Annotated in this window: 15 protein-coding genes and 1 pseudogene; 6 read left to right on the top strand and 10 right to left on the bottom strand. The window is 70.5% G+C overall.

Going from position 1 to position 20972, the window contains the following annotated elements; all coding sequences use genetic code 11:
• Positions 1-68: 68 nt before the first annotated feature.
• The 3 genes from HUT18_RS15625 to HUT18_RS15635 all read right to left on the bottom strand — a co-directional run bounded on the left by HUT18_RS15625 (position 69) and on the right by HUT18_RS15635 (position 2558).
• Entirely contained in the window at positions 69-281 is a 213-nt protein-coding gene (locus HUT18_RS15625; protein WP_176101259.1) for a DUF5988 family protein, read from the bottom strand.
• A 77-nt stretch (positions 282-358) separates the two neighbouring features.
• Positions 359-955 carry a TetR/AcrR family transcriptional regulator gene (locus HUT18_RS15630; protein WP_176101260.1) on the bottom strand — a complete coding sequence of 199 codons (597 nt, stop codon included), beginning with the start codon at positions 953-955 and terminating at the stop codon, positions 359-361.
• A 265-nt stretch (positions 956-1220) separates the two neighbouring features.
• The gene (locus HUT18_RS15635; protein ID WP_176101261.1) at positions 1221-2558 is read right to left on the bottom strand and encodes an amino acid deaminase/aldolase; all 1338 of its coding nucleotides are present in this window, start codon (positions 2556-2558) and stop codon (positions 1221-1223) included.
• Between the two features lie 201 nt (positions 2559-2759).
• Here HUT18_RS15635 and HUT18_RS15640 point away from each other — a divergent pair, with 201 nt between their 5' ends.
• Positions 2760-4145: a D-arabinono-1,4-lactone oxidase gene (locus HUT18_RS15640; RefSeq protein WP_254878627.1), complete on the top strand. Its 1386-nt coding sequence runs from the start codon at positions 2760-2762 to the stop codon at positions 4143-4145.
• A gap of 78 nt (positions 4146-4223) precedes the next feature.
• Here HUT18_RS15640 and HUT18_RS15645 read toward each other — a convergent pair.
• A pseudogene (locus tag HUT18_RS15645) lies at positions 4224-5840 on the bottom strand (hypothetical protein); the annotation flags it as partial.
• Between the two features lie 782 nt (positions 5841-6622).
• On the opposite strand from HUT18_RS15645, the gene HUT18_RS15650 reads away from it, so the two are divergent.
• Both HUT18_RS15650 and HUT18_RS15655 read left to right on the top strand, forming a co-directional pair.
• The gene (locus HUT18_RS15650; protein WP_176101263.1) at positions 6623-7834 is read left to right on the top strand and encodes a S8 family peptidase; all 1212 of its coding nucleotides are present in this window, start codon (positions 6623-6625) and stop codon (positions 7832-7834) included.
• Between the two features lie 337 nt (positions 7835-8171).
• Positions 8172-8705 (top strand): hypothetical protein, encoded by a 534-nt coding sequence (locus HUT18_RS15655; protein ID WP_176101264.1) that lies wholly within the window; start codon positions 8172-8174, stop codon positions 8703-8705.
• Positions 8706-8811: 106 nt separating this feature from the next.
• On the opposite strand, the gene HUT18_RS15660 is transcribed toward HUT18_RS15655, so the two are convergent.
• Both HUT18_RS15660 and HUT18_RS15665 read right to left on the bottom strand, forming a co-directional pair.
• Complete coding sequence (locus tag HUT18_RS15660; protein WP_176101265.1) at positions 8812-9408, bottom strand: tetratricopeptide repeat protein; 597 nt, start codon at positions 9406-9408, stop codon at positions 8812-8814.
• Between the two features lie 181 nt (positions 9409-9589).
• The gene (locus tag HUT18_RS15665) at positions 9590-10141 is read right to left on the bottom strand and encodes a hypothetical protein (protein ID WP_176101266.1); all 552 of its coding nucleotides are present in this window, start codon (positions 10139-10141) and stop codon (positions 9590-9592) included.
• Between the two features lie 404 nt (positions 10142-10545).
• On the opposite strand from HUT18_RS15665, the gene HUT18_RS15670 reads away from it, so the two are divergent.
• The gene (locus tag HUT18_RS15670) at positions 10546-12021 is read left to right on the top strand and encodes a hypothetical protein (protein ID WP_176101267.1); all 1476 of its coding nucleotides are present in this window, start codon (positions 10546-10548) and stop codon (positions 12019-12021) included.
• A gap of 87 nt (positions 12022-12108) precedes the next feature.
• On the opposite strand, the gene HUT18_RS15675 is transcribed toward HUT18_RS15670, so the two are convergent.
• Positions 12109-13284: a hypothetical protein gene (locus HUT18_RS15675; RefSeq protein WP_176101268.1), complete on the bottom strand. Its 1176-nt coding sequence runs from the start codon at positions 13282-13284 to the stop codon at positions 12109-12111.
• Positions 13285-13505: 221 nt separating this feature from the next.
• Between HUT18_RS15675 and HUT18_RS15680 the strand changes: the two genes are divergently transcribed.
• Positions 13506-13868: a hypothetical protein gene (locus tag HUT18_RS15680; RefSeq protein WP_176101269.1), complete on the top strand. Its 363-nt coding sequence runs from the start codon at positions 13506-13508 to the stop codon at positions 13866-13868.
• A 125-nt stretch (positions 13869-13993) separates the two neighbouring features.
• On the opposite strand, the gene HUT18_RS15685 is transcribed toward HUT18_RS15680, so the two are convergent.
• Positions 13994-15598, bottom strand: a complete 1605-nt coding sequence (locus tag HUT18_RS15685; protein WP_176101270.1) for a VWA domain-containing protein — start codon at positions 15596-15598, stop codon at positions 13994-13996.
• Positions 15595-16515: a MoxR family ATPase gene (locus HUT18_RS15690; RefSeq protein ID WP_176101271.1), complete on the bottom strand. Its 921-nt coding sequence runs from the start codon at positions 16513-16515 to the stop codon at positions 15595-15597. Before HUT18_RS15690 ends, HUT18_RS15685 begins: the two co-directional genes overlap by 4 nt.
• 386 nt (positions 16516-16901) lie before the next feature.
• Between HUT18_RS15690 and HUT18_RS15695 the strand changes: the two genes are divergently transcribed.
• On the top strand, positions 16902-17519 hold the full coding sequence (locus tag HUT18_RS15695; RefSeq protein ID WP_176101272.1) for a snapalysin family zinc-dependent metalloprotease: 618 nt from the start codon (positions 16902-16904) through the stop codon (positions 17517-17519).
• A 90-nt stretch (positions 17520-17609) separates the two neighbouring features.
• Here the strand turns inward: HUT18_RS15695 and HUT18_RS15700 are convergent, their stop codons facing one another.
• Entirely contained in the window at positions 17610-20756 is a 3147-nt protein-coding gene (locus HUT18_RS15700; protein ID WP_176101273.1) for a LuxR family transcriptional regulator, read from the bottom strand.
• Positions 20757-20972 lie beyond the last annotated feature (216 nt).

Genomic DNA, 20972 nt, shown 5'->3' on the forward strand with positions numbered 1-20972 from the left:
CTTCACCCTTCTCGTGGAGCGCACCCTCGCGTACGCGCGCCCGCGTCGCCCCCCGTCCCGGTGCCTGCTCAGCCGGGCATCTCCGTACGCTCCCACCACTCGTAGACCGGCAACGGCCCCTCGGTGGTGTCCTCGGTGCGCTTTGTCGCGCGGAAGTGTTCGTAGCCGCCGAGGCGCTGGATCTTCAGCTCGTCGCTGTCCGGTGCCTCGACGCTGACGACCTTCGCGTCCAGGTCCTCGGGGCCGCCCTTGAGTACGGCCTTGTCCGCTGTGTCCGCCATGCTCCCCAGTGTCACCGGGCCGCCGGGGGCTCGCACGTCGGGCGGGGCCGCTCCGGGAGAAGCTCGCGGCGGCGCGGCTACGGGGTCCGGGTCAGCGCGACGATCTGGTCCGCGACCGTGTCGAGTACCCCGGCCGCGCCCGCCTCGTCGCCGAGGACGAGGTAGTGGAGGGTGAGCCCGTCGGCCATCACTGCCAGATAGCGGGAGAGGGTCTCGGCGGGCACCAGGAGTTCCAGGCCGAAGGCCTCCCGCAGCTGTCCGACCAGGGCCATACCCGCCGCCGTGTACCGCTCGTACTGCGGCCGCGCCAGATGCTCGAAGCCGGGCTCGCGCAGGGCGTACTGCGTCAGCTCGTACGTCAGCATGTGCTCGCCGGGGTGGGCCAGGACGTGGTCCCAGTAGGCCTGGAGGACCGCGCGGACCGTCTCGCGCACGGTCGCGCGCGGCTGGATCGCGGCCATGGCGGTCGACAGGGAGTGGCCGGTGATGGTCTCGATGACCGCTTCGAGCAGGGCCTGCTTGGAGTCGAAGCAGTAGTGGAAGACGCTGAGCGAGACGCCCGCCTCGGCACAGATCGAACGGGTCGTCGTCTTCGCGACGCCGTCCCGGGTCATCGCCCGGATCGCCGCCTCCACCAGCTGCACGCGCCGCTCGGCCGACGGCATCCGCGCCATGCACTCCTCCTCGCCCCGCCCGGGTCGCGGCCCGGTCCCAGCCCGGGATTCCCGCCCTCGGATACCCGGTCCGCCACCCTAACCGCCGGACGGTACCCGGGCTGCTCCGGGCGGTACGGAGGCTGCCCGCGGGCGGTACGGAGGCGCTCCGGCCGTACGGAGGTCGCCCCGGCCGTACGGAGGAGCGCGCTCCCGGAGCCGGTCCCGCAGCGGGTCCGCGGGGCTCCCCTCAGAGGAAGGCCAGGGGAAGCCTCGGCGGAACGCCTCAGAGGAACGCCTTCCCCTCCCCGCGATACGTCGCCGCCGTGCCCACCAGCCGCCCGTCGTCGATCAGGTGCAGCTCGTCCACGTGCTCGCACAGTTCGCCCGCCTTGGCGTGCCGGAACCAGACCCGGTCGCCCACCCGCAGCCGGGCCGCGGCGGGGCCGGTGAGCGGGGTCTGCACCTCGCCCGCGCCCTCGACGGAGAGCAGCGAGAGGCCGCGCGGCCAGACCGGTTGGGGGAGGCGGTCGGCGCCCGCCGGGCCGGAGGCGATCCAGCCGCCGCCGAGCACGGTGGCGTGGCGCGGGGAGGGGCGGCGTACCACCGAAAGCACGAAGTACGCGGCCGACTTGGGCCGGAAGCGGGTGTAGTGGTCGAACAGGGTGGGCGCCAACAACCCTGATCCGGCGGCGACTTCGGTGACGGCGTCCTCGGTCGCGGTGAGTTCGAGGCTGCCGGTGCCGCCGCCGTTGACGAACTCCAGCGGGGCGATGGCGCGGACGGCGGCCACCGTCTCGGCGCGGCGCTCGCGCAGTTCGGCCGCCGAGGCGCGCTGCATGGCCTGGACGCCGAACCGGGTCAGCGGGAAGCCCGGCCGGTTGTCGCCGATACCGGCGATCTGGCCCTCGTACGCCATGAGTCCCACCAGCCTGAAGCGCGGGTCGTTCTGGACCGCGCGGGCGAGCCGGACCGCCTGGTCGGGGCTGTGCACGGGCGAGCGGCGCGCGCCCACGTGCAGGCGCCCGGACGCGAGGCGCAGCGAGGCGTCGAGCTCCAGGCAGACGCGGAGCGGAAATCCACCGCCTACCGAGGTCCCTCCGTCCGAAGTCCCGCCTCTCGAAGTCCCGCCTCTCGAAGCCCCGCCCGAACTTCCTTCCCCCGTACGGCCGTTGCCCGTGCTCTCGTGCGCACCGTCGCCGCCGCCACCCCCGATCGCGTCCGCCGTGAACCGCAGCTGCTCCACGCTGTCGATCATCAACGTGACGCGGGAGGCGAGGAGTTCGTCGGCGGCGAGGGTGCGCAGGGCGGTCCGGTCGACGGTCGGGTAGCCGACCACGACGTCCTCGAACTCCTCCGCGAGCCACAGCGCCTCGGGCAGCGTGTACGCGAGGACGCCCGCCGTTCCCCTCAGTTCCAGGGCGGCGCGGATCAGCTCCCGGCTGCGTACCGACTTGCTGGCGATCCGGATCGGCTTGCCCGCGGCGCGACGGACCAGGTCGGCGGCGTTGGCCCGCAGTGCGCCGAGGTCCACCACGGCGCACGGCGTCTCCAGTGCGGCTGTGGCCTTCTCCAGGGCGGCGAAGGGGGTACGGCTCCGCCGGGACAGCGAGAGATCGGTCATGTCGTTGAGCATGTCAAGGAAAAACTTGCAGTTCAAGCGTCCGGGACAGTTGACCTGATGACTTCTCGCCCCCCATGCTGCTGGAAACCCGGGCACAGTGCACCGACCGCACCACGCCCAAGGCGAACGGCAATCACCGAACAGCGATCACCGAAGAGCAATCGGCAATCGCGAGCGGCGACAGCGGGAGGCGGGGCGGCGGTGGCGGATCGACGGCACGGGCGGGCCGGTACGGAGACGGCGCGTACGGCTGCGGCCGGGCAGTGGCGGAACTGGGCGGGCACCGAGCGCATCACCCCGGCGCGGGTGGTGAGCCCCGGCTCCACCGAAGAGGTCGCGCGGGCGGTGCGCGAGGCCGCCCGGGACGGGCTCGGGGTGAAGGCCGTCGGCTCGGGCCATTCGTTCAGCGGGGCCGCCGTGGCTCCCGGGGTGCAGCTGCGGCCCGAGGGCATGGACCGGCTGGTGTCGGTGGACACCGCGACCGGCCTGGTCACCGTCGAGGCGGGCATGCCGCTGCACCGGCTGAGCAGCCGTCTCGCCGAGCGCGGTCTCGCGATGGAGATCCTCGGCGACATCGACCGGCAGACGGTGGCCGGTGCGGTGTCGACCGGTACGCACGGCAGCGGCGCCCGCTTCCGCAGCATCTCCAACCAGATCCACGCCCTCGAACTGGTCCTGGCCGACGGCTCGGTGGCGACCTGCTCGGCCACCGAGCGGCCCGACCTGTTCGCCGCCGCCCGGCTCGGCCTCGGCGCGCTCGGCGTACTGACCCGGGTCACCCTCCAGTGCGTCCCGCTGTACGCGCTGCGCGCCGTGGACGCCAAGCGCGGCTTCGAGGAGACCCTCGACAACCTCGGCCAACTCGTCGAGGAAAACGACCACTTCGAGTTCTTCTGGTTCCCGCACACCGGGACCGCGCTGACCCGCAGCTTCACCCGGCTGCCCGCGGACACCGAACTGCGGCCGCTGAGCGCGCTGAGCCGCACCGTGGACGACCGCCTGGTCACCAACATCGGCTTCGAGGCCCTGCTGCGGGCCGGCACCCGCTGGCCCCGCCTGGTGCCGGGCATCACGCGGCTGGTCACCCGCGCGGTCGGCGCCCGCGAGTTCACCGACCTCGCGCCGAACGTCTTCGCCTCCGACCGCGACGTACGGTTCCGGGAAGGCGAGTACGCCATCCCGCGCGCCGAACTCCCCTCTGTCCTCAGGGAGTTGAAGCGCTGGGTGGACGGCAACGACGAAAAGGTGTCGTTCCCCTTCGAGGTGCGGTTCGTGCGCGCCGACGAGCTCTGGCTCTCCCCCGCACATGAGCGGGACGTCGCCTACGTCGCCTTCCACCAGTACCACCGCATGCCCCATGAACGCTGGTTCGGCGTCTGCGAGGACATCCTCGGCAGCGTCGGCGGCCGCCCGCACTGGGGCAAGATGCACCGCCTGGACGCCGCCGAACTCGCCGCCCGCTACCCGAGGTTCGGCGACTTCACCGCCCTGCGCGACACGCTGGACCCGGACGGACTGTTCGCCAACCCGTACCTGGACCGTGTCCTCGGCCCCGCGCGCAACAGGGCCGAGAACACGGCTGGTTGAGCTGCGGGCCGTACGAACGACCCGCAGCCCAACCGGAGTTACACCCCTGCCGCCCAGGCGGAGTTACGCGCCGCCGCCGTGCCGCTCGGTGGCCCGCCAGGTACCGAGGTAGGACTCGGCACCGGCCATCAGGTCGTCCACGACCTCCTGACCGCCGACCTTGCGCAGGTCCTCGATCCAGTCCGGTACGAGCCCGTAGTGGGCCACGCCGTCCCGGTTGACGTCCCAGGTGCGCTCGCCGGTGACCTGCCGCTCCAGGACCGAACCGCCGTCCGCGCTGCGGAAGGGGTAGGTAACCGCGTTGCCGGTGTCCTCGCCGCGCGGGGGCGCGGTGCCGCCGACGCCGTTCATGTCGGTGCCGTAGCCGTAGCCCACCTGGTACTTCTCCCGGAGCGCGTCGGTACGCCGCCACTCCTCGACGAAGCCCTCGCTGCCGTGGCCGTACTGGGCGATGAACCCGCCCAGCCGGTAGAGGCGTTCGGTCCAGCCGAGGTCCATCCAGCTGTGGCTGGAGAGCACACCCGGGTAGTCGGCCTCCTCCAGGATCGTGAAGGCGCGGTCGGCCGCCTTCACGCTCATGTGGTCCATCTCCAGCATCATGTGACGGTCCATCATGCCGCGCACCGCGTACTCACCGAGCCCGGTCAGGCCCCGGGTGTTGCAGCGCGCACCCTCCGCGTACGAGGGCATGGTCACGCCCGCCGGAAGCTTGGCCTTCAGCTCCGGGGCCAGGGCGCCGCCGATGGGGTTGTCGTGCTGCGGTCCGGTGCACTCCTCGGTCTGCCAGAAGGTGCCGGTGGACAGGAACTGCCCGGCGTTCACGGCCGTTCCGGTACTGCCCGAGTCGAAGCGGACACCACACAGCGCGTTGTCGAACTTGTGGCACAGGAACATGCTGCGCACCCCGAGCCCGTACAACTCGTCCAGACCCCGGTCGATGTCGGCCTTGCTGCACTGCGGGATGCCCAACACCTGCTTGCAGCCGAAGGGTTCGGACGTCTCGACGCCCAGCACGACCGCCAGCTTGCCCTGCTCGATCACCTCGCGCGCCTGCCCAGCGTCGGTGACGACACGGAACCAGCCCTTGCCCGGACCGCCGTACATCCGGTCGACGTAGTCCTGGAGTTCGTACGTCTTCTTCGCCTGGAGCCGGATCGAGTCCATCTCGTCGCAGCCACGGTCCTTGAACGGGTGCACCGAGCACAACAGGCCGTTGGTGACGAGGTCGTTGACCATGATGCGCTGGCCACCGCGCCAGGCACGCTCCACCCAGGCGTAGTAATTCTGCTGGTGGCTCAGGGAGTTGTAGGCGGGCCAGTGTCCGAACTTCGGCCAGCCGACCGGGTCGTGGTGGCCGTCGGCCCCGCCGGTCAGGTTCTCGAAGAGCGCGAGCGAGCCGTCCGGGTAGTGCTCGGGACAGTCCTTCAGCGCCTCCGCGACGCCCTCCTCGGCGAAGGTCCGGCCACAGATCACCCGGCCGCCGAAGCCCTCGTTGGACATCAGGTGGTTGTGCGCGTCCACGAAGCCGCGCACCTTGCCCGCGCCGTCGGTACCGGTGAACGGCTCCCCGGCGACATTGATCTGCGAGTCCGGCGCGGGCCGCGCCACCGGATCCCACCAGTTGCCGCCCGCCGCCCGTTCCCGCTCACCCGGCCCGGGCGCGGCCGAGGAACCGGGACCGGCGCCCAGCGTCAGCGAGCCGAGGGCGAGCAGAGTGGCGAGGACGGCGAGCAGACGGCGGCCCGTGCGGACGCGGCCGGATGCCGGCCGCGTACGTGGGCGGGTGCCCGTTCGAGTACGAGTGCGGGTGCGAGTGCGTCTCATGGTCGGCATGCCTTCGGTCGGGGGGGGGGTGTACGGGGGGCATGGAACCGTGACCGGGCCGGGGTCCCGGAGGGGCGGGCACACAGGGCCGGACGCTGTCGAGGATCCCGAGGGCGCCTCAACGAGTCAAGAGTCCGGGACAGTTGACCTGTTCGGCCCGCGCGGCCTGTGGGGCTCGTGCGGCCTGCTGGGCCTCCGGGGCGAGCGCGGCCAGTACATAGGAGGCCGTGGCCCTCGGCAGCGCGATCAACGGGATCCAGCCCCCAGCCGCCGTACGACCGCGGCCAACCCACAGACCCGGCAGAGAAGTTCGAGACCCCTTCACGATCTCCCGACGAGTCCCCATAAATGCCTTAAAATCGCCGAGCGCTCAACTGCCGCCCCAGGCACCGGAACCGTCGCACTGTCCCACCCGCAAACAATTCAACAAAGGCGAACATCTCACCCTGCGCCACAAGTTGGACACACAGCGAATTCGCCCATGTCCGACACTAACCCTATTTCTCTGTGACCTGCGTCACTCAAAGGGTCAATGCTTGCGCCCTTCCAGGGGATCAGCCAGAGTTTCGACTCAACCTGAGGATCAACGATTCGGTCGTCAGGGGCAGTTACGCCAGTTCTTCACCCCCACACCCCACAGAAGGACTTTGCACATGGCAACGCACAAGCGTGTCGGCAAGCGCAAGATAGCCATCGCGGTCGCAGCCGCGGGTGCCCTGACCGCGGGCGTCTTCGTCGCTCTCCCGGCCGGCGCCTCCGCTCCCGCCGAGGGCACCGTCTACGGCGCCGAGGCCAAGGGCGCGATCGACGGCAACTACATCGTCATGCTGAAGGGCGGCCAGAGCATCAAGGCCACCTCCTCGGGCAAGGACCTCGCCAAGGAGTACGGCGGCACCTTCAAGCGTGGCTTCGACTCGGCCATCAACGGCTTCTCGGCCACCGGCCTGAGCGAGACCGAGGCCAAGCGCCTCGCGGCCGACGACGCGGTCGCCAAGGTCGTCCAGAGCCACCGCTTCACCATCAGCGCCACCCAGGACAACCCGCCGTCCTGGGGCATCGACCGCATCGACCAGGCCGACGGCCCGGCCGACAGCAAGTACAACTACCCCGACGCCGCCGGTGAGGGCGTCACCGCGTACGTCATCGACACCGGCGTCCGTGTGAGCCACAAGGACTTCGAGGGCCGCGCCAAGTCCGGCTTCGACGCCATCGACAACGACGACAACGCCGACGACGGCAACGGTCACGGCACCCACGTCGCGGGCACCATCGCCGGTGCCGCGCACGGTGTCGCCAAGAAGGCCAACATCGTCGCCGTCCGCGTCCTCGACGACAACGGCTCGGGCACCACCGAGCAGGTCGTCGCGGGCATCGACTGGGTCACCGAGAACCACGAGGGCCCGTCCGTCGCCAACATGAGCCTCGGCGGCGGCGCCGACGAGGCCCTGGACGCTGCGGTCAAGCGCTCCATCGAGTCGGGCGTGACCTACGGTGTCGCGGCCGGCAACGAGTCCTCCCCGACCGAGGGTTCGCCCGCCCGCGTCGAGGAGGCCATCACGGTCGCCTCCTCGACGAAGGACGACGAGCAGTCGGACTTCTCCAACTTCGGTGAGGCCGTGGACATCTACGCTCCGGGCACGGACATCACGTCCGCCTGGAACGAGGGTGACGACGCCACCAACACCATCTCGGGTACCTCGATGGCCACCCCGCACGTGGTCGGCGCGGCCGCCCTCTACCTGGGCGCCCACCAGGACGCCGCCCCGGCGGACGTCGCCAAGGCGCTCGTCGACGGTGCCACCCCGGACAAGATCACCAACCCGGGCGAGGGCACCCCGAACAAGCTCCTCAAGATCGTCGAGTAATTCGGTTACGTCGAGTACATCGGGTACTTCGGGTGCGTCGGGTACGTCGGGTCCACCAGGTACTTCGTATCGCCGAGTAGCCGGGTAGCAGAGTACATCGAGTGGCCGGACAGTCTTCGGACGGTCTGTCGACTCACCGGTCCGACCGGTCAGGGGCAGCGCAACTGCCCTGGAACCGGGGGGACTTGAGGCGAAAACGGTTCCGCTGCCCCTCTGTCGCGAGACAGGGGGGCAGCGGGTTTTCCGCATCCTTCGTGCCCTTGCCGCGCTGCTACTGTGACGAAGCTGTCAACTCCGGCCGCTCCAAGTCCTTTTCGTCCGCAGCGGGGGCCTCGAAGTGAAGCTTCGCCATGCACGATCCATAGCCGTCTTCGTCGTCGTCCTGGTCGCCCTGACCGGCGCACGTCGCTCCGGAGGTGGCGGCTGCGACGACGGCGATAGTTCCGGGTCGGGATCCAGTTCGTCGGGCGGTGGCGACGCGACAGCCGACGGCAACGAGGACTACGACGGTGGCGACTCCAGCACGGCAGCGCCCTCGCCGAGCAGCACCACGACGTTCGGCGAAGACGACGTCACGATCGACGCGTGCGAGCTCACTCCGGACAACGACGTCGTCGGCGTCGTCCGCTACAAGTATCGCGTCACCAATGGCAACACGACGGCCGAGTCCTCGAAGTACGAGGTCACCCTGTCGATCGTGCGGGCCTCGGACAAGCAGGCTCTCGGCGGTGCCGACTTCTCCGTCGACAACCTGGCGCCAGGCACAACCGCGACCGCGACACTCACCGCGAACGTAGCGACCCACGACGACGACATGCGCTCCCTGGACGTCGAGTGCGTCGTCCACAACGTCGTCAAAACGGGCATCTGACCGAGCCCAAGCGCGTCGGCAGCGATCTGCCGCAACTCGCGGTCGGACGCGCCGGGCCGCCGTTGAGCAGCCGGGCCGCACCCTGGAGAGGCAGCGCCGAGAAGGCTCAGTTACGGGAGAGCGGGGCCAACGGACCTTCACAGTCAGGGCAGTTGAGGACCATCGGTCCGAACCGGTCGCGGCGGGCGCACGGACCGCACAGCACGGTGCGGCAACTCTCGCAGCTCATACCGATGTTGGGGCCCATGACGAGAATGCTCGCGCTGGTGTCGCCCTTGGCGTAGTGGGCCGGGCGGGTGCACGCACGGCAGTAGTCGGCGCCGAGTTGGGGCAGCATCTCCAGTGCCTTCGGCTCCCCGAGCGAGGCGGCCTTCGAGATGTGTGCGAGGCCGGTGTCCAGTTCCCCGGTCCGGCCGAGGGCCATGCCGAGCGCGAAGAGCCCCTCGGCATGCTCGGGCCGAAGGGTCAGGCACCGGCGCAGCGGACCGATGGCGGCCTTCGACTTCCCTACATTGAACAGGGCGGCGCCCAGCAGGAATTGAGCCTCCGGCGAGTTGGGGGCGAGCTTCACCGCGTCACCGAGGTGGGTGGCCGCCTCGGCATAGCGCCCCGCGCGGAACTCCCGCGTTCCCCGTTCGAAGGCCAGCTCGGCGTCGGCATCCCGGTTCGCGTCCGTACGACGATCCCGTCGGAAGATTCCCATCCCGCTCCTCCAGCAGTCAGACGGCTGGCGGCAGGCTAAGGGGGTGAGGGCGGGAGGGGTCCCGGGGCGGGCAGAGCCCCGGGACGGGACGGCACGAGACGCCTACGGTCACGACCTCGACCACGACCACGCCGAGGACCAGTGACCAGGACCAGTGACCAGCTCCGGGACCAGGACTGGCTCACGAACCCGGCAGGAGAGGATCAGCCGCCTTCCCCGAGGGACGCAGCGCTTCACCCGTGACCGCGTCCACCACCTGCCGGTCGCCCAACTCCGCGCGCAGCCGCACCTCCACGGGCCTGGTGAGCGCGTTGCTGGTGCAGGCCCCGGACTTCGACACCCACCACCCGCCCACCACGACGAGCCGCTCGGTCTCGTGCACGTGCGTCCCGAGATCCTTGACGCACGCGCCGGTGGTGAGGGTCACGGTGACGCTACGAGCCCACGCGGGCCACGGAGTCGACTCCCGAACCCGCCCGTACCCCTCCGTTGGCACCGGTGACCGCGGCGGCTCCCCGAACTCCCGCATCGTGCCGACATCCGTGAGCCCGCTGTCGACCTCCCTGGACCGCCGCACCTCCGGCCAGTCCCGCGCGATCTCCGCCGCGCGCTCCTCGAACCGTTTCCGGTCCGGCCCGTCCGCCGGAGATTTCCCGCCCTCCGGCCAGTTCACCACGGCCCCCAGTGTCACCACGGCGAGCGCAAGTCCGTACCCCACTACTTTCCGGCGCATGCAGACCTCCTCAAGTCAGCACTATGACGGCAGAGTTGGGTGAAGGGTTCGCGCCTGCGCGAAGGTCCGGACAACGGCGGCGTGCACCGACCCCGACGGCGATCCGTGGAGGGCGACGGCGGAACCTTTTCCCTTCGTCCTGAACAGCGCGTGAGCCCGGCACGGTTCAGCAGCTCCGTGATCACCAGGCCTTACGAGACGCCGGTTCGCCGGGACCACTCCGCTACCGCCCCTCAGCCGCCCGGTAGAGACCGAAACGTACCGGCCAAATCAGGGGACGCAAGGGTCTGGCCATCAGCTTCGTATATCGAATACTGTTCGCGTCAACTTCGGATGACCGCACGTTCCGACCTGCGCCGACACCGTTCGAAGCCGAGCCGCGACCCGATGCAGAGGAAGAGCCCATGTCCCCACAGCACGCCCGCCGCCCCTCCCGCAGGGCGATTCTCGGCGGTATCGCCGCAGCCGGAGCAGCGACCGCGGCGAGCCCGTTCGCCGGGCTGTTCAGCGCCCAGGCCGCCACCGCCGGCAACTACGTCATCCGCTTCGACAAGTCCCGCCAGCAGACGATCCTGGGCCTCGGGTTCGAGATCCAGTCGGACTCGATCGGCTCCGGCAACAACGGCCTGCCCGACACCGTGAGCGGCGTGCCGTACGACCTGACCGACTCCGAGCGGACCCGCTTCTACAACGAGATGCTCAAGGCGGGACGTTCCGACCGGGGCTTCCGCTACTGCCGCCTCGCGATGGGCCTGTACTACCGCGGCCTCGACTCCTCCCAGAAGTTCATGCGCGGCCGCTACCCCGGCCAGACCGCCCTGCTCGCCGACATGTGCGACAAGGCGGGCATCGAGGGCATGGCCGTGGAGTACTGGTCCCCGGCACCCGCCTGGAAGGACAACAACGCCTACATCGGCGGCAAGCTCAAGTCCTTCGAGCCCGCCTTCCTCGACGAGTTCGGTGACGCACTGGTGGCAGACCTGGACTACCTGGTCGCCGGGGGCTGCCGCATCTCCGAGTGGGGACTGCAGAACGAGGCCGTGCTCAGCCCCCGCACCTACTCCTCGGCGACCTACACGGCCGACGAGTACTACAAGACCTTCAAGGCCGTCGCGCCCAAGATCCGCGCCAAGTACCCGGACGTGCGGATCCACGCGGAGAGCTACGACGGCTGGAAGGGCTCGCTCGGCAAGGCCATCGCGGCGGACCCCGAGGTCATGAAGTACGTGGACGCCTGGTCGTTCCACCGCATCGGCGCCGACAGCAACCAGCAGATGGACGCCGACTTCACCTCCGGCGCGCAGGGCAAGCTCGTCTACAACAACGAGTTCGAGTACCTGGACAACAAGACCTCGGACTGGCGCTGCATCAACACCGCCCAGTCGATCATGAACTGGATGGTCTTCCAGGACTCCCCGACCTGGTACTGGCTGCACGCGCTCAAGCCCATCGCCAACGCGGAAGCGGCCGGTTACTCGCTCGGCTTCTGGCGCCCCCCGCACGACACGGACTACTCCCGTTTCCCCGACCTCAAGCCCGGGCACTGGACGTGGAACCCGAAGAACTGGAACGGCGTCGCCGGCTTCGTCAAGTACCTGCCCTGGGACTCCGTGCGCTACATGGTCGACGAGTCCACCCGGCTCAAGGACCAGCGGATCATGGCCTGGAAGACCCCGTCCGGCAAGCCGGTCTTCGCCGTCACCAACCGCTCGGCCACCGAGTCGTTCACCTTCGGCGTCGACACCCAGACCAGCGGCTCCTTCGAGGGCCGTCGCTACGGCCCGGCCACCAACAACAAGGCCCTGGGTCTGAAGTCCGGTCCCCAGCTCTCCCTCACCGTTCCCCCGCTGTCCATCGAGTTCTGGATCGGCAACTCCTGACCTCCACGAGCCCCGACCTCTCGGTCACCGCCGGGCGTGGCCCCTCGCCAGGGGCCACGCCCTCCTTCCTTCATGCCGAGGTCTGCCTCACGCATCCACCAACTCCCCCGATACGGCCACGTTGTACGCCCGCCCCCGCACCGCGAGGTCCTGCGTACCGTCGTCGTCGGCCCAGGTCATGAAGACGGACTCCGATCCGGCCCCGAAGGCCGCGGCCGCACCGAGCTGGAAGCGGTTGCCGCCGGACCTCGTACTGACCCGCACCTTGTCGGTGAGGGAGAGTTGGGAGTCGGAGCACATCTTCGCCATCACGATCGGGTAGGTGTCGAAGGTGGTCGCGCTCTTCTCCACCCAGGCGAGCAGGAAGCGGCCGCCCGGCAGCGGGGTGAGGGCCGGGCTGGAACGGTTGAAGTCGCGTGGCTGGCCCGCGGTCACGCTGGTGATCTCGTCGCCGTCGCCGGTCGGCTCGTAGATGCTCGCCTCCACGGTGGTCTGCGGGACGCCGAGGTCGCTGGGGCCGATGCCGTCGACGTGCGCGACGACGAAGCGTCCGGTGTCGAGCAGCGTGATCGCGTTGTCGCCCCGGAATCCGGACGCGTTGGGCTGGATTTCGCCGCCCTGCGGACTTCCTTCGAAGTCGAAGACGCGGAAGGTGAGCCGACCGCCGCCGATCGACGAGGGGTCGCTCGTCCAGGCGATGACATAATTGCCGTCCGCCAGAATTGTCACGGCCGGGTTCTCGTGGAACCCCTCGGTCGTGTTGACCGTGAACTCCGGGCCCGCCTTGGCCCCTTCGGAAGTGAAACGCTGGGCGCGAATCCGCATGTCTGCACGGGACCCCGCCCAGGTGACCAGGCAGCCGCCGTCGATCATGTTCGTGAGGGAGGGGCGCGTGGTCGGGTCGATATCGGTGCTGTTGACCTGGATTTCGGAACCCGACGGCTGTCCGTCCACGAATCGGCGCAGCTTCAACTGCGGTACGGGCGGCGGATTGAACGCCTCTTCCCGCCATGCCGCGAAGGAGGAGAATCCGGCTGATTCGATGGTCGGCCACTGCCGGTTCGTGTTGCTCCCGGGCGGCGTCGACGTACTGACCTGGAATTCGTCACCGAGCAGCGCCCCGGTGCTTCCCAGGCTCTGGGCCTTGATGCCCGCATCGCTGCCGTCCGCCCACGTGGCCACGTACTGCGAACCGTGGACCGAGTCGACGGACGGTTGGAACTGGGCCCCACTGGTGGTCGTACTGACCAGAATCTCGCCCATGGCCGTACTCCGTTTCGTCGCTTTCACTTACGGTGACGAGTGGCGGGCGCAGGTACCGGTACGGGCGCTAATGTCAGCGTGACACGTTCCCCACGCACTTGCATCCGCACGGCAGGGGGTGTAGGCGCGCTTTCCTGCCCTCACCCCCGAAGGCGTTTCCTCGCGATCACCGGGTAGGTTCGGGACGTCGAACATCTCCGTGGAAGTGAAGGTATTCAGTAATGCCGAACGTGGCCATTGGCGAGATTCGGGTAACTTCCCAGCCGCAGCCCGGACAGAGCAAGCGGTCGAGTGCCAATTTCTCGTTGAAGGACAGGGAACTGCAGTTCCCGGCGGTCGTCTGGCAGGTGGAACCGGAGAACGAGCACCTCCGGTTCGATGTGTTCGAGGACAAGACCGCCGATGTCGACCCGGTCGTTTTCGAGGGTGTGCAGCCCGGGCACCAGACCCATCTGACGCGCTATCACGCGCTTGAGGACCTGTACATCGGCAAGGTGTCCGGCGCGACGACGGACGCCTTCACGGTGACGATTTACGGTGTGCCCGCCACCGGAAGCGGGTCCTCGACCGCGGAATCCCGCTGACCGGCTGACGAGGCGCCCAGCCTCACCGGGAACAGAAGGAACGGAAGGAACGGAAGGAACAGCAGGAACAGCAGGCCCTGGCACCAGGGCGCGGCACCTGTGCGGCGGCGCCCGTGCGGCGGCACCTACACAGGCACCAACCGCCCGACCAGTTCACCGAGTTGGCGCACGCTGCGGCACGGGTGCATGTCGACCAGGGCCGCGTAGTGCAGGGCGGCCGAGTCGCCCGTGCCCCACAGGGAAACGGGTTCGGGGTTGAGCCACTGGACGGTGCGGGCGCGTTCGCCGATCTCGCGCAGGGCGGGCAGGTTGGGGTCCCAGTTGTTGGTACGGGCGTCGCCGAGGATGAGGACCGTGGTGCGCGGGCCCACCGCCGACAGATGGCGCTCGGCGAACTCGCCCAGCGCCGTGCCGTAGTCACTGCTCCCGTGCCAGCCGGAGACCGTCGCCTCGGTGAGGATGCGCTCGCCCAGCCGCTCCGGGTCGCCGCTGCCCGCCGCCTTCACGAAGTCGGTCACCTCGTCCGTACGGTTGACGAAGGCGTACACCCGCAACTTGCTGAACTGGTCCCGCATCGCCTGGACGAGCAGCATCGTGAAGTGCGCGAACCCGGCCACCGAGCCGGACACGTCGCAGAGCAGCACGATCTCCGGACGGGCGGGCCTGCGACGCCGGTACGCCAGACTCAGCGGCACCCCACCGGTCGACAGCGAACGGCGCAGACTGCGGCGCAGGTCGACGGTGCCGCGCGCCGCCCGGCGCCGCCGCGCCGCGAGCCGGGTGGCCAGCTTGCGCGCCAACGGCTGTACGGTGCGCCGGAGTTCGGCCCGCTTACGGGCGTCGGTGAGACGGAAGTCCGTCTCGTCGGCGCTCAGTGAGCGGGCCCGCGCGGCGACCTTCTCCCGCCCCTGCCGCTCGGCCACCCGCCGCCGCGCCTCGGCCCGTACCTCCTGCCGGAAGGCCTCGATACGGCGCCGGATCTCGTCCGGCTCGAAGCGGTCCACGTACTGATCGGCCTGCCCGGCCCGTCCGCCCTGCCCAGCCTGTCCGCCCTGCCCGCCCTGTCCGCCCTGCCCGGACGCGCCTTCACCGCCTCCACCGGCCCCACCGCTCCCACCGCTCCCACCACGATTCGCCCGCAGCGCCGCGAGCACCCGGGCGAGGAGGATCTGCGGCTGGACCCGGCTCAACGTCTGGTGCGCCGACCAGCCGTCCGTACCGGAGCCGGACCCGTACCGCCCGAACGCGCCCACCGCCTCCCGCGCGAGCCGGGCCCGCGCCCCGCTGTCGTTCTCGGCGAGCGCGGCGGCGATGCGGTCCCGCAGGTCTTCGAGGAGGGCGCGTTCGTCCAACTGGGATGGTGGGGAAGGCAGTTCGGGCGCATCGGCGACGTCGGCGGCGGCGTCCGGGGACACGTCCCCCTCCGGCCGACCGTCACCGAGCAGGTCGTTCACGCCCAACGGGAAGTACACGTCGAACACCGCGTCGAAGACGGTGCGTTGGCGTTCGGCGCTGAGCAACACAGCGGCCAGTCCGGCCCGTACGCGCTCGCGGTCGCGCAGTCCGAGCAGTGCGAGCACCTCGGCTGCCTGGGCGCTCTCGCCCGGTCCCACGCGCATGTCGTGGCCGCGCAGCGCCTGGACGAAGTCGGTCAGCCGCTCGGTGAGGCCGTCGACGGGGGCCGCCTCCACGACACCCGCGCTCTCGGCTCCGTCGCCGCCCGCGCTCATGCCGTGGCGCTTGTCGCCGTGGTCAGCTTCTGCGCGGCCTTGGTGATGTCGTCCTGGTGCTTGAGGATCACGCCGAGGCTGTCGCGTACGACGTCCTCGTCCAGGGCGTCCGCGCCGAGCGCGAGCAGGGTCTGCGCCCAGTCGATGGTCTCGGCCACGGAGGGTGCCTTGCGCAGGTCCATGGCGCGCAGTGCGGCGATGGTACGCACGACCGAGTCGGCGAGCACGTCGCCGAGGCCGGGCACCTTCAACTGGACGATGCGCTGCTCCAGTTCGGGCTCGGGGTAGTCCAGGTGCAGGAAGAGGCAGCGCCTGCGCAGGGCCTCGGACAGTTCGCGGCTGGCGTTGGAGGTGAGCAGGACGAAGGGCCGGTGCGCCGCCGTGATGGTGCCAAGTTCCGGCACGGTGATCTGGAAGTCGCTGAGCACCTCCAGGAGCAGGGCCTCCACCTCGATGTCGGCCTTGTCCATCTCGTCGATCAGGAGCACCGAGGGCTCCGTACCGCGGATCGCCGTGAGCAGCGGCCGGGCGAGCAGGTACTCCTCGCTGAAGATGTCGCTACGGGTCTCGTCCCAGGCCTCGTCACGCCCGGCCGTGATCCGCAGCAGCTGCTTGGCGTGGTTCCACTCGTACAGGGCGCGCGACTCGTCGATGCCCTCGTAGCACTGGAGCCGGGTCAACGGCGCGGCGCCGACCCGGGCCACCGCCTTGGCCAGTTCGGTCTTGCCGACCCCGGCCGGTCCTTCGACCAGCAACGGCTTGCCGAGCCGGTCGGCCAGGAACACGGTCGTCGCCACGGACGGCGAGGCCAGATACCCCACCTCGGCGAGGCGGTCGGCGACATCGTCCACGGACGCGAAGAACCCGGCGGCGTGCCCACCCGGCGCACCCTTCGCGCTTGCTCCGCCTTCGCTCATGCCCGGTCACTCCTCTTGGCGCACAGCTCGGCGCACAGGCCGTTGACGTGGACCGATCCTCGCACTCGGGGGGCGGGGGGCACAGGGGGCGGGGTGAGGCTTTGGACACATTGGGTGTGGGGGGCACGGACAGGGGTGGGGGGCACGGGCAAGGGCGGGGTGGGGGCGGTCACCGGCCGGGCGGGAGTCCGTCGTGCACGGCGAACAGCAGCCGGTCGCGCGGTGGTTCCGTGGGATCCCAGCTCTTTTTCTGCGTATGCGTAGGACCCGACCCCCTGATTGTCGTGCTCATGCGGCGGCGCCCAAAGTGCTCGCCATCGGACAGGAGTCACGGCCGGAAACCGGTCCGTGCGTCGTGTCCCAAGACGAACAGGAGAGCACCCCCCATGAGTTCTCACCGACGAGGCCTGCGCATCGCCCTGGGCCTGGCGGCAGTGGCCACGGCCGCGGTCCTTCCCGGCACCGCGCAAGCGCAGAGCACGGGCACCCCCACGACCGTCCGCACCCCGGCGGTCGCCTTCGACCACGGCGACGGTCCCGCCTCGGGCAAGGCGTTCCTCGAAACCGTCCTGCGCGTGGCCGAGGTCAAGCAGGACGCCGAGCCCGGCCTGCAGACCGTGACGATCACCTACAACGACGATCGAGCCCCGAGCTACCAGGACGCCATCGACGCCAGTACCGAGATCTGGAACGGCGCCGTCGAGAACGTACGACTGGAAGAGACCGGCGGCGAGGGCGACTTCAGCTACCGCGAGGGCGAGGGCGACGGTTCGTACGCGACCCGCGATCTGGTCTTCCTCGACAACAACCAGATCCAGGGCGAGGGCTTCGACGCCACCCGCGTCGTCGCCCACGAGACGGGACACATCCTCGGTCTGGACGACAACTACGAGGGTCCGTGCAGCGAGTTGATGTCCGGCGGCGGTGCGGGTACGGAGTGCACCAACGCCCGGCCGAACGAGGACGAGCGCGCACGTGTGGACGAGATCTGGGCGGACCGGTAGCAGACCGGTAACCGCGAGAGCCCGGACACCGTGCCGGTGGGCCTGAACTCCCGGCCCCGGCACACGAGTTCACGAGTTCACGAGTTGACCTCACCACCGTGTGCCGGGGTCGTCGTACGCGGGGCCGTCCTGCGCGGGGCTGTCGTACGCGGGGCCACCCTGCCCCGGGTCGTCCTGCGGCGGGACGCCCTGCGCCGGGTACGACGACAGTGGCCGACTCCCCGTCCAAGAGCCCGGGAGTGGCTCGGTGAGCCCGGTCCGGGTCTGTACACCGGTTTTGCGCATGGCACGCGCGATGTGCTGCTCGACGGTGCGCGGGGACAGGTGCAGGGTCACCGCGATCTCCTTGTTGGTCAGGCCTGACGCGGCGAACCGGGCGACCTCCTCCTCGCGCGGCGACAGCATGCAGCCGTAGCTCGGCCGACCGCGCGGGCGCCGTTCCTCCTGCGGCTGGTGCGCCCGTAGCGTCGCGCGGACCCGGGCGGCGTCCCAGAGCGCACCGAGGGCACTCAACTCGCTTACGGCATCGCGCAGTTCGCCGAACGCCTCGTCCTGGTCGGGCTTGCGTCCCGCGTCGTTCTGGCCGGGCATCCGTCCTGGTTCATCCTGGTCGAGCTTCCGTCCCGGCTCGTCGTGATCGGGCTTCCGTCCCGGCTCGTCCGGGTGGGACTTCCGTCCCTCCTCGTCCACGGCGAGGGCGACATGTCCGGCCCGCTCCGCCGCCAGGGCGGCCATATAGGGGCGGGGCAGTTCGGCGTACGCGCCGCGCGCGCTGTGGAAGTGCGCCAGCGCCTCCGCCCGCTCGCCCCGCGCCTCGGCCAGGGCCGCGCGGCACCAGTCGAGCGCCGCCGCCGCGACAGGGGCGTCGCGGTCCCGGATTCCCGCGGCGTACTCGGCCACCATTGCCTCCGCCTCCTCCGCGCGCCCCGCGCCCAGGACGGCTTGGAGAGCCCACGGCGCCACCTCGGCGGCCCAGACCCACACCCCTTTCTCGCGCAGTCGCCGCCACGTACGGGCCGCCTCCCGGGTCGCCTCCTCGGACTGCTCGCGGGCGAGCGCGAGGCGAATGCGCAGTCCGGACGCCAGCGCCAGCAAGGTGTGCGGGGCACTGGATTCGCGGGGTGCGGCCGGTCCGTACAGGAGGGACTTCACCTCGGTCCATTCGCCGCGCGCCAGCGCGAGCGCGGCGTGCGACAGGGTCGGCAGGCCGGTGATCATCGACATGCGCTCGGTCTCGTCGGCCAGCGCCCGGGCGCGTTCGGGCAGACCTCGCCAGTCGCCGGTCATCCAGTCGCAGAGCAGCCGGGCGCCGCGTCCGCTCGCGACGCTGTAGGGGGTACCGGTGCGCTCGGACAGGCCGATGCCCTCGCTCAGGAGTTCCCTGGCCGTGCGGTAGTAGCCGGTGATCACGGCGTCCTCGCCCGCGTTGACCAGGCCGCGTGCCGCATGCTGACGGCAGGCGAGGATCTCGCTCTCGCGCGGGAGGCGTTCCAGCAGCGGCCATCCTCCGGCGTCACCGGTGGACAGCATCACACTGATCCGGTTCGCCAGGGTCGCGGCCTTGGCCACCTCGTCGCCGGACCGCTCGGCCGCCGCCTCGGCCCTCGTCAGCCACTTGATGTTCTCGGCGAGAGACAGGCCGGGCCAGTCCGGCATCGCCAGGTGCGACATCGCCCGGCTGGCCAGGGCGGGACGCTCGGCCAACTCCTCGACAGCGCGCACGAGTTCGGCCTTGCCCCGCAACGGGTCCCCCGCCTGGTTGCTCAACAGCATCCCGAGGTCGAGGCGGGCCTCGCCGCGCACGCCCGGCGCGAGGTCCGGGTCGTCGACGATCTGGCGCAGTACCTCCAAGGCACGGTCCGAGCGGGGACCTTCGAGCGCGTTGTGCGCCAGTACGATCGCCAGCCGGTCACGGAACTCCCGTGGCACGGCGCTCACGGCCAGCGTCCGCTCCAGCAGCCGGATCGCCGCCAGGTGGTCGCCCCGCGCCTCGTACTGCCGGGCCGCGCGCTCCACGGCCCGCAGCCACTGCCGGACCTGGCGGCCCCCTCTGCGGTGATGTGCGACGCGCTCCCACGGCACCGGATGCGCACGCACCAGGAAGTCGGCGGCGGCCCGGTGCAGCCGCTCCCGGGTCGGCCCCGGCAGAGACTCCCGTACGGCCTTCGCCGCCAGCGGCACCGCGAAGCCGTAACCCGCCTCACCCGCCGCACCGCACTCCTGGAGCACACCGGCCGCCAACGCCGCGATCAGCGGCTCCCGTTCACCGGGCCCACCAGGCCCATCGGGCCCATCGGGCCCATCGAGCCCCGCCACCACGGCCAGCTCCCGGCCGCCGACCGGCTCGTCGAGCACCGCCGCCGCCCATACGACGGGTCGGTACCGCTCGGGCAGGCCGGCCAGTCGGCCGAGCGTCAGCTCCGACAGGCGGGCCGGCACCCCGGCCTCGTCCACATCCTCGGACGTACGGCGCCGGGTGTCGCCCGCGACGGGCGCGCACAACCGCAGCAGATCCACGGCGACTTGGGCATTTCCGCCCGCACGCTGATACAGCCGGGCGGCGAAACCCGGGCCGCACAGCTCCCCGCCCAGCGCCGTGTGCGCCATGCCGGTGACCTGGGCAGCCGTCAGCGCCCCGACACGCTGCCGCACCACGGTCAGTTCCGCCGGGTAGTCGACCGCCCACCCCCACGGCAGCCCCGGAACGGGCAGTTCCTCGGGGCGGTAGGTGAGGATCAGGGTGAACGCCGCCGCCTCCGCCCCTGCCTCCGGACCCGTACCCGCACCCGCTCGCCGCAGGCAGCGCCACAGCATCCGTCGGGTCTCGGCGTCGGCCAAGTGCATGTTCTCGACCAGCAGTACGCACGGTTCGGCGGCTGCGAGCACGGGGGCGAGCACCGAGGCGAGATCCTCAACAAAGGCGTCCGGAAAGGCTTTTGGCGGTTCCGACGCGTGCGGCGGCTTCGGGGCGTCCGAGGACGTTGTCCGCACGCCCTCGGCGGTGCACACGGCCACGGTCCGCGGCAGACCCGCGAACACGTCGACCTCCAGCGCGCGCCGTACCAGCCTGCTCTTGCCCGAGCCCGCGGCGCCCTCGACGAGGAACAGCACCGGTCCGGGCACCGAGGCACGTATGTGTGTCAGCCGCGACCACGGCTGCCGGGGGGCCTGCCCGTCACCGTGTCCGCCGCCGACACCCGCCGCGCCGTCGTCCGGCCTGTTCGCGTACGTATGCATCAGCATCAGCCTGTCCAGATCGATGTGCCTTGCCTAGCCGACGAAGCCGGACCTGAAGAAGTGCTCCCTCCCCGTCGGCAGCCCTGGATCGGTGGGCGCTGCCGTACCGCGGAGGGAGCACAGATGGAGCGCGGAGGTTTCTGCCGGTGACCGGAAGGCCACCGGCAGAAACCCCCACTGTGAGGTCAGAGCGCCCTGAGGTCAGGAGCGTTCCGG

Source organism: Streptomyces sp. NA04227, assembly GCF_013364195.1.
Lineage (GTDB): Bacteria > Actinomycetota > Actinomycetes > Streptomycetales > Streptomycetaceae > Streptomyces.

Coding starts and splice junctions, on each gene's coding strand:
- HUT18_RS15625 (WP_176101259.1), bottom strand. CDS start 281: ATGGCGGACACAGCGGACAAGGCCGTACTCAAGGGCGGCCCCGAGGAC.
- HUT18_RS15630 (WP_176101260.1), bottom strand. CDS start 955: ATGGCGCGGATGCCGTCGGCCGAGCGGCGCGTGCAGCTGGTGGAGGCG.
- HUT18_RS15635 (WP_176101261.1), bottom strand. CDS start 2,558: ATGACCGATCTCTCGCTGTCCCGGCGGAGCCGTACCCCCTTCGCCGCC.
- HUT18_RS15650 (WP_176101263.1), top strand. CDS start 6,623: ATGGCAACGCACAAGCGTGTCGGCAAGCGCAAGATAGCCATCGCGGTC.
- HUT18_RS15660 (WP_176101265.1), bottom strand. CDS start 9,408: ATGGGAATCTTCCGACGGGATCGTCGTACGGACGCGAACCGGGATGCC.
- HUT18_RS15665 (WP_176101266.1), bottom strand. CDS start 10,141: ATGCGCCGGAAAGTAGTGGGGTACGGACTTGCGCTCGCCGTGGTGACA.
- HUT18_RS15670 (WP_176101267.1), top strand. CDS start 10,546: ATGTCCCCACAGCACGCCCGCCGCCCCTCCCGCAGGGCGATTCTCGGC.
- HUT18_RS15675 (WP_176101268.1), bottom strand. CDS start 13,284: ATGGGCGAGATTCTGGTCAGTACGACCACCAGTGGGGCCCAGTTCCAA.
- HUT18_RS15680 (WP_176101269.1), top strand. CDS start 13,506: ATGCCGAACGTGGCCATTGGCGAGATTCGGGTAACTTCCCAGCCGCAG.
- HUT18_RS15685 (WP_176101270.1), bottom strand. CDS start 15,598: ATGAGCGCGGGCGGCGACGGAGCCGAGAGCGCGGGTGTCGTGGAGGCG.
- HUT18_RS15690 (WP_176101271.1), bottom strand. CDS start 16,515: ATGAGCGAAGGCGGAGCAAGCGCGAAGGGTGCGCCGGGTGGGCACGCC.
- HUT18_RS15695 (WP_176101272.1), top strand. CDS start 16,902: ATGAGTTCTCACCGACGAGGCCTGCGCATCGCCCTGGGCCTGGCGGCA.
- HUT18_RS15700 (WP_176101273.1), bottom strand. CDS start 20,756: ATGCATACGTACGCGAACAGGCCGGACGACGGCGCGGCGGGTGTCGGC.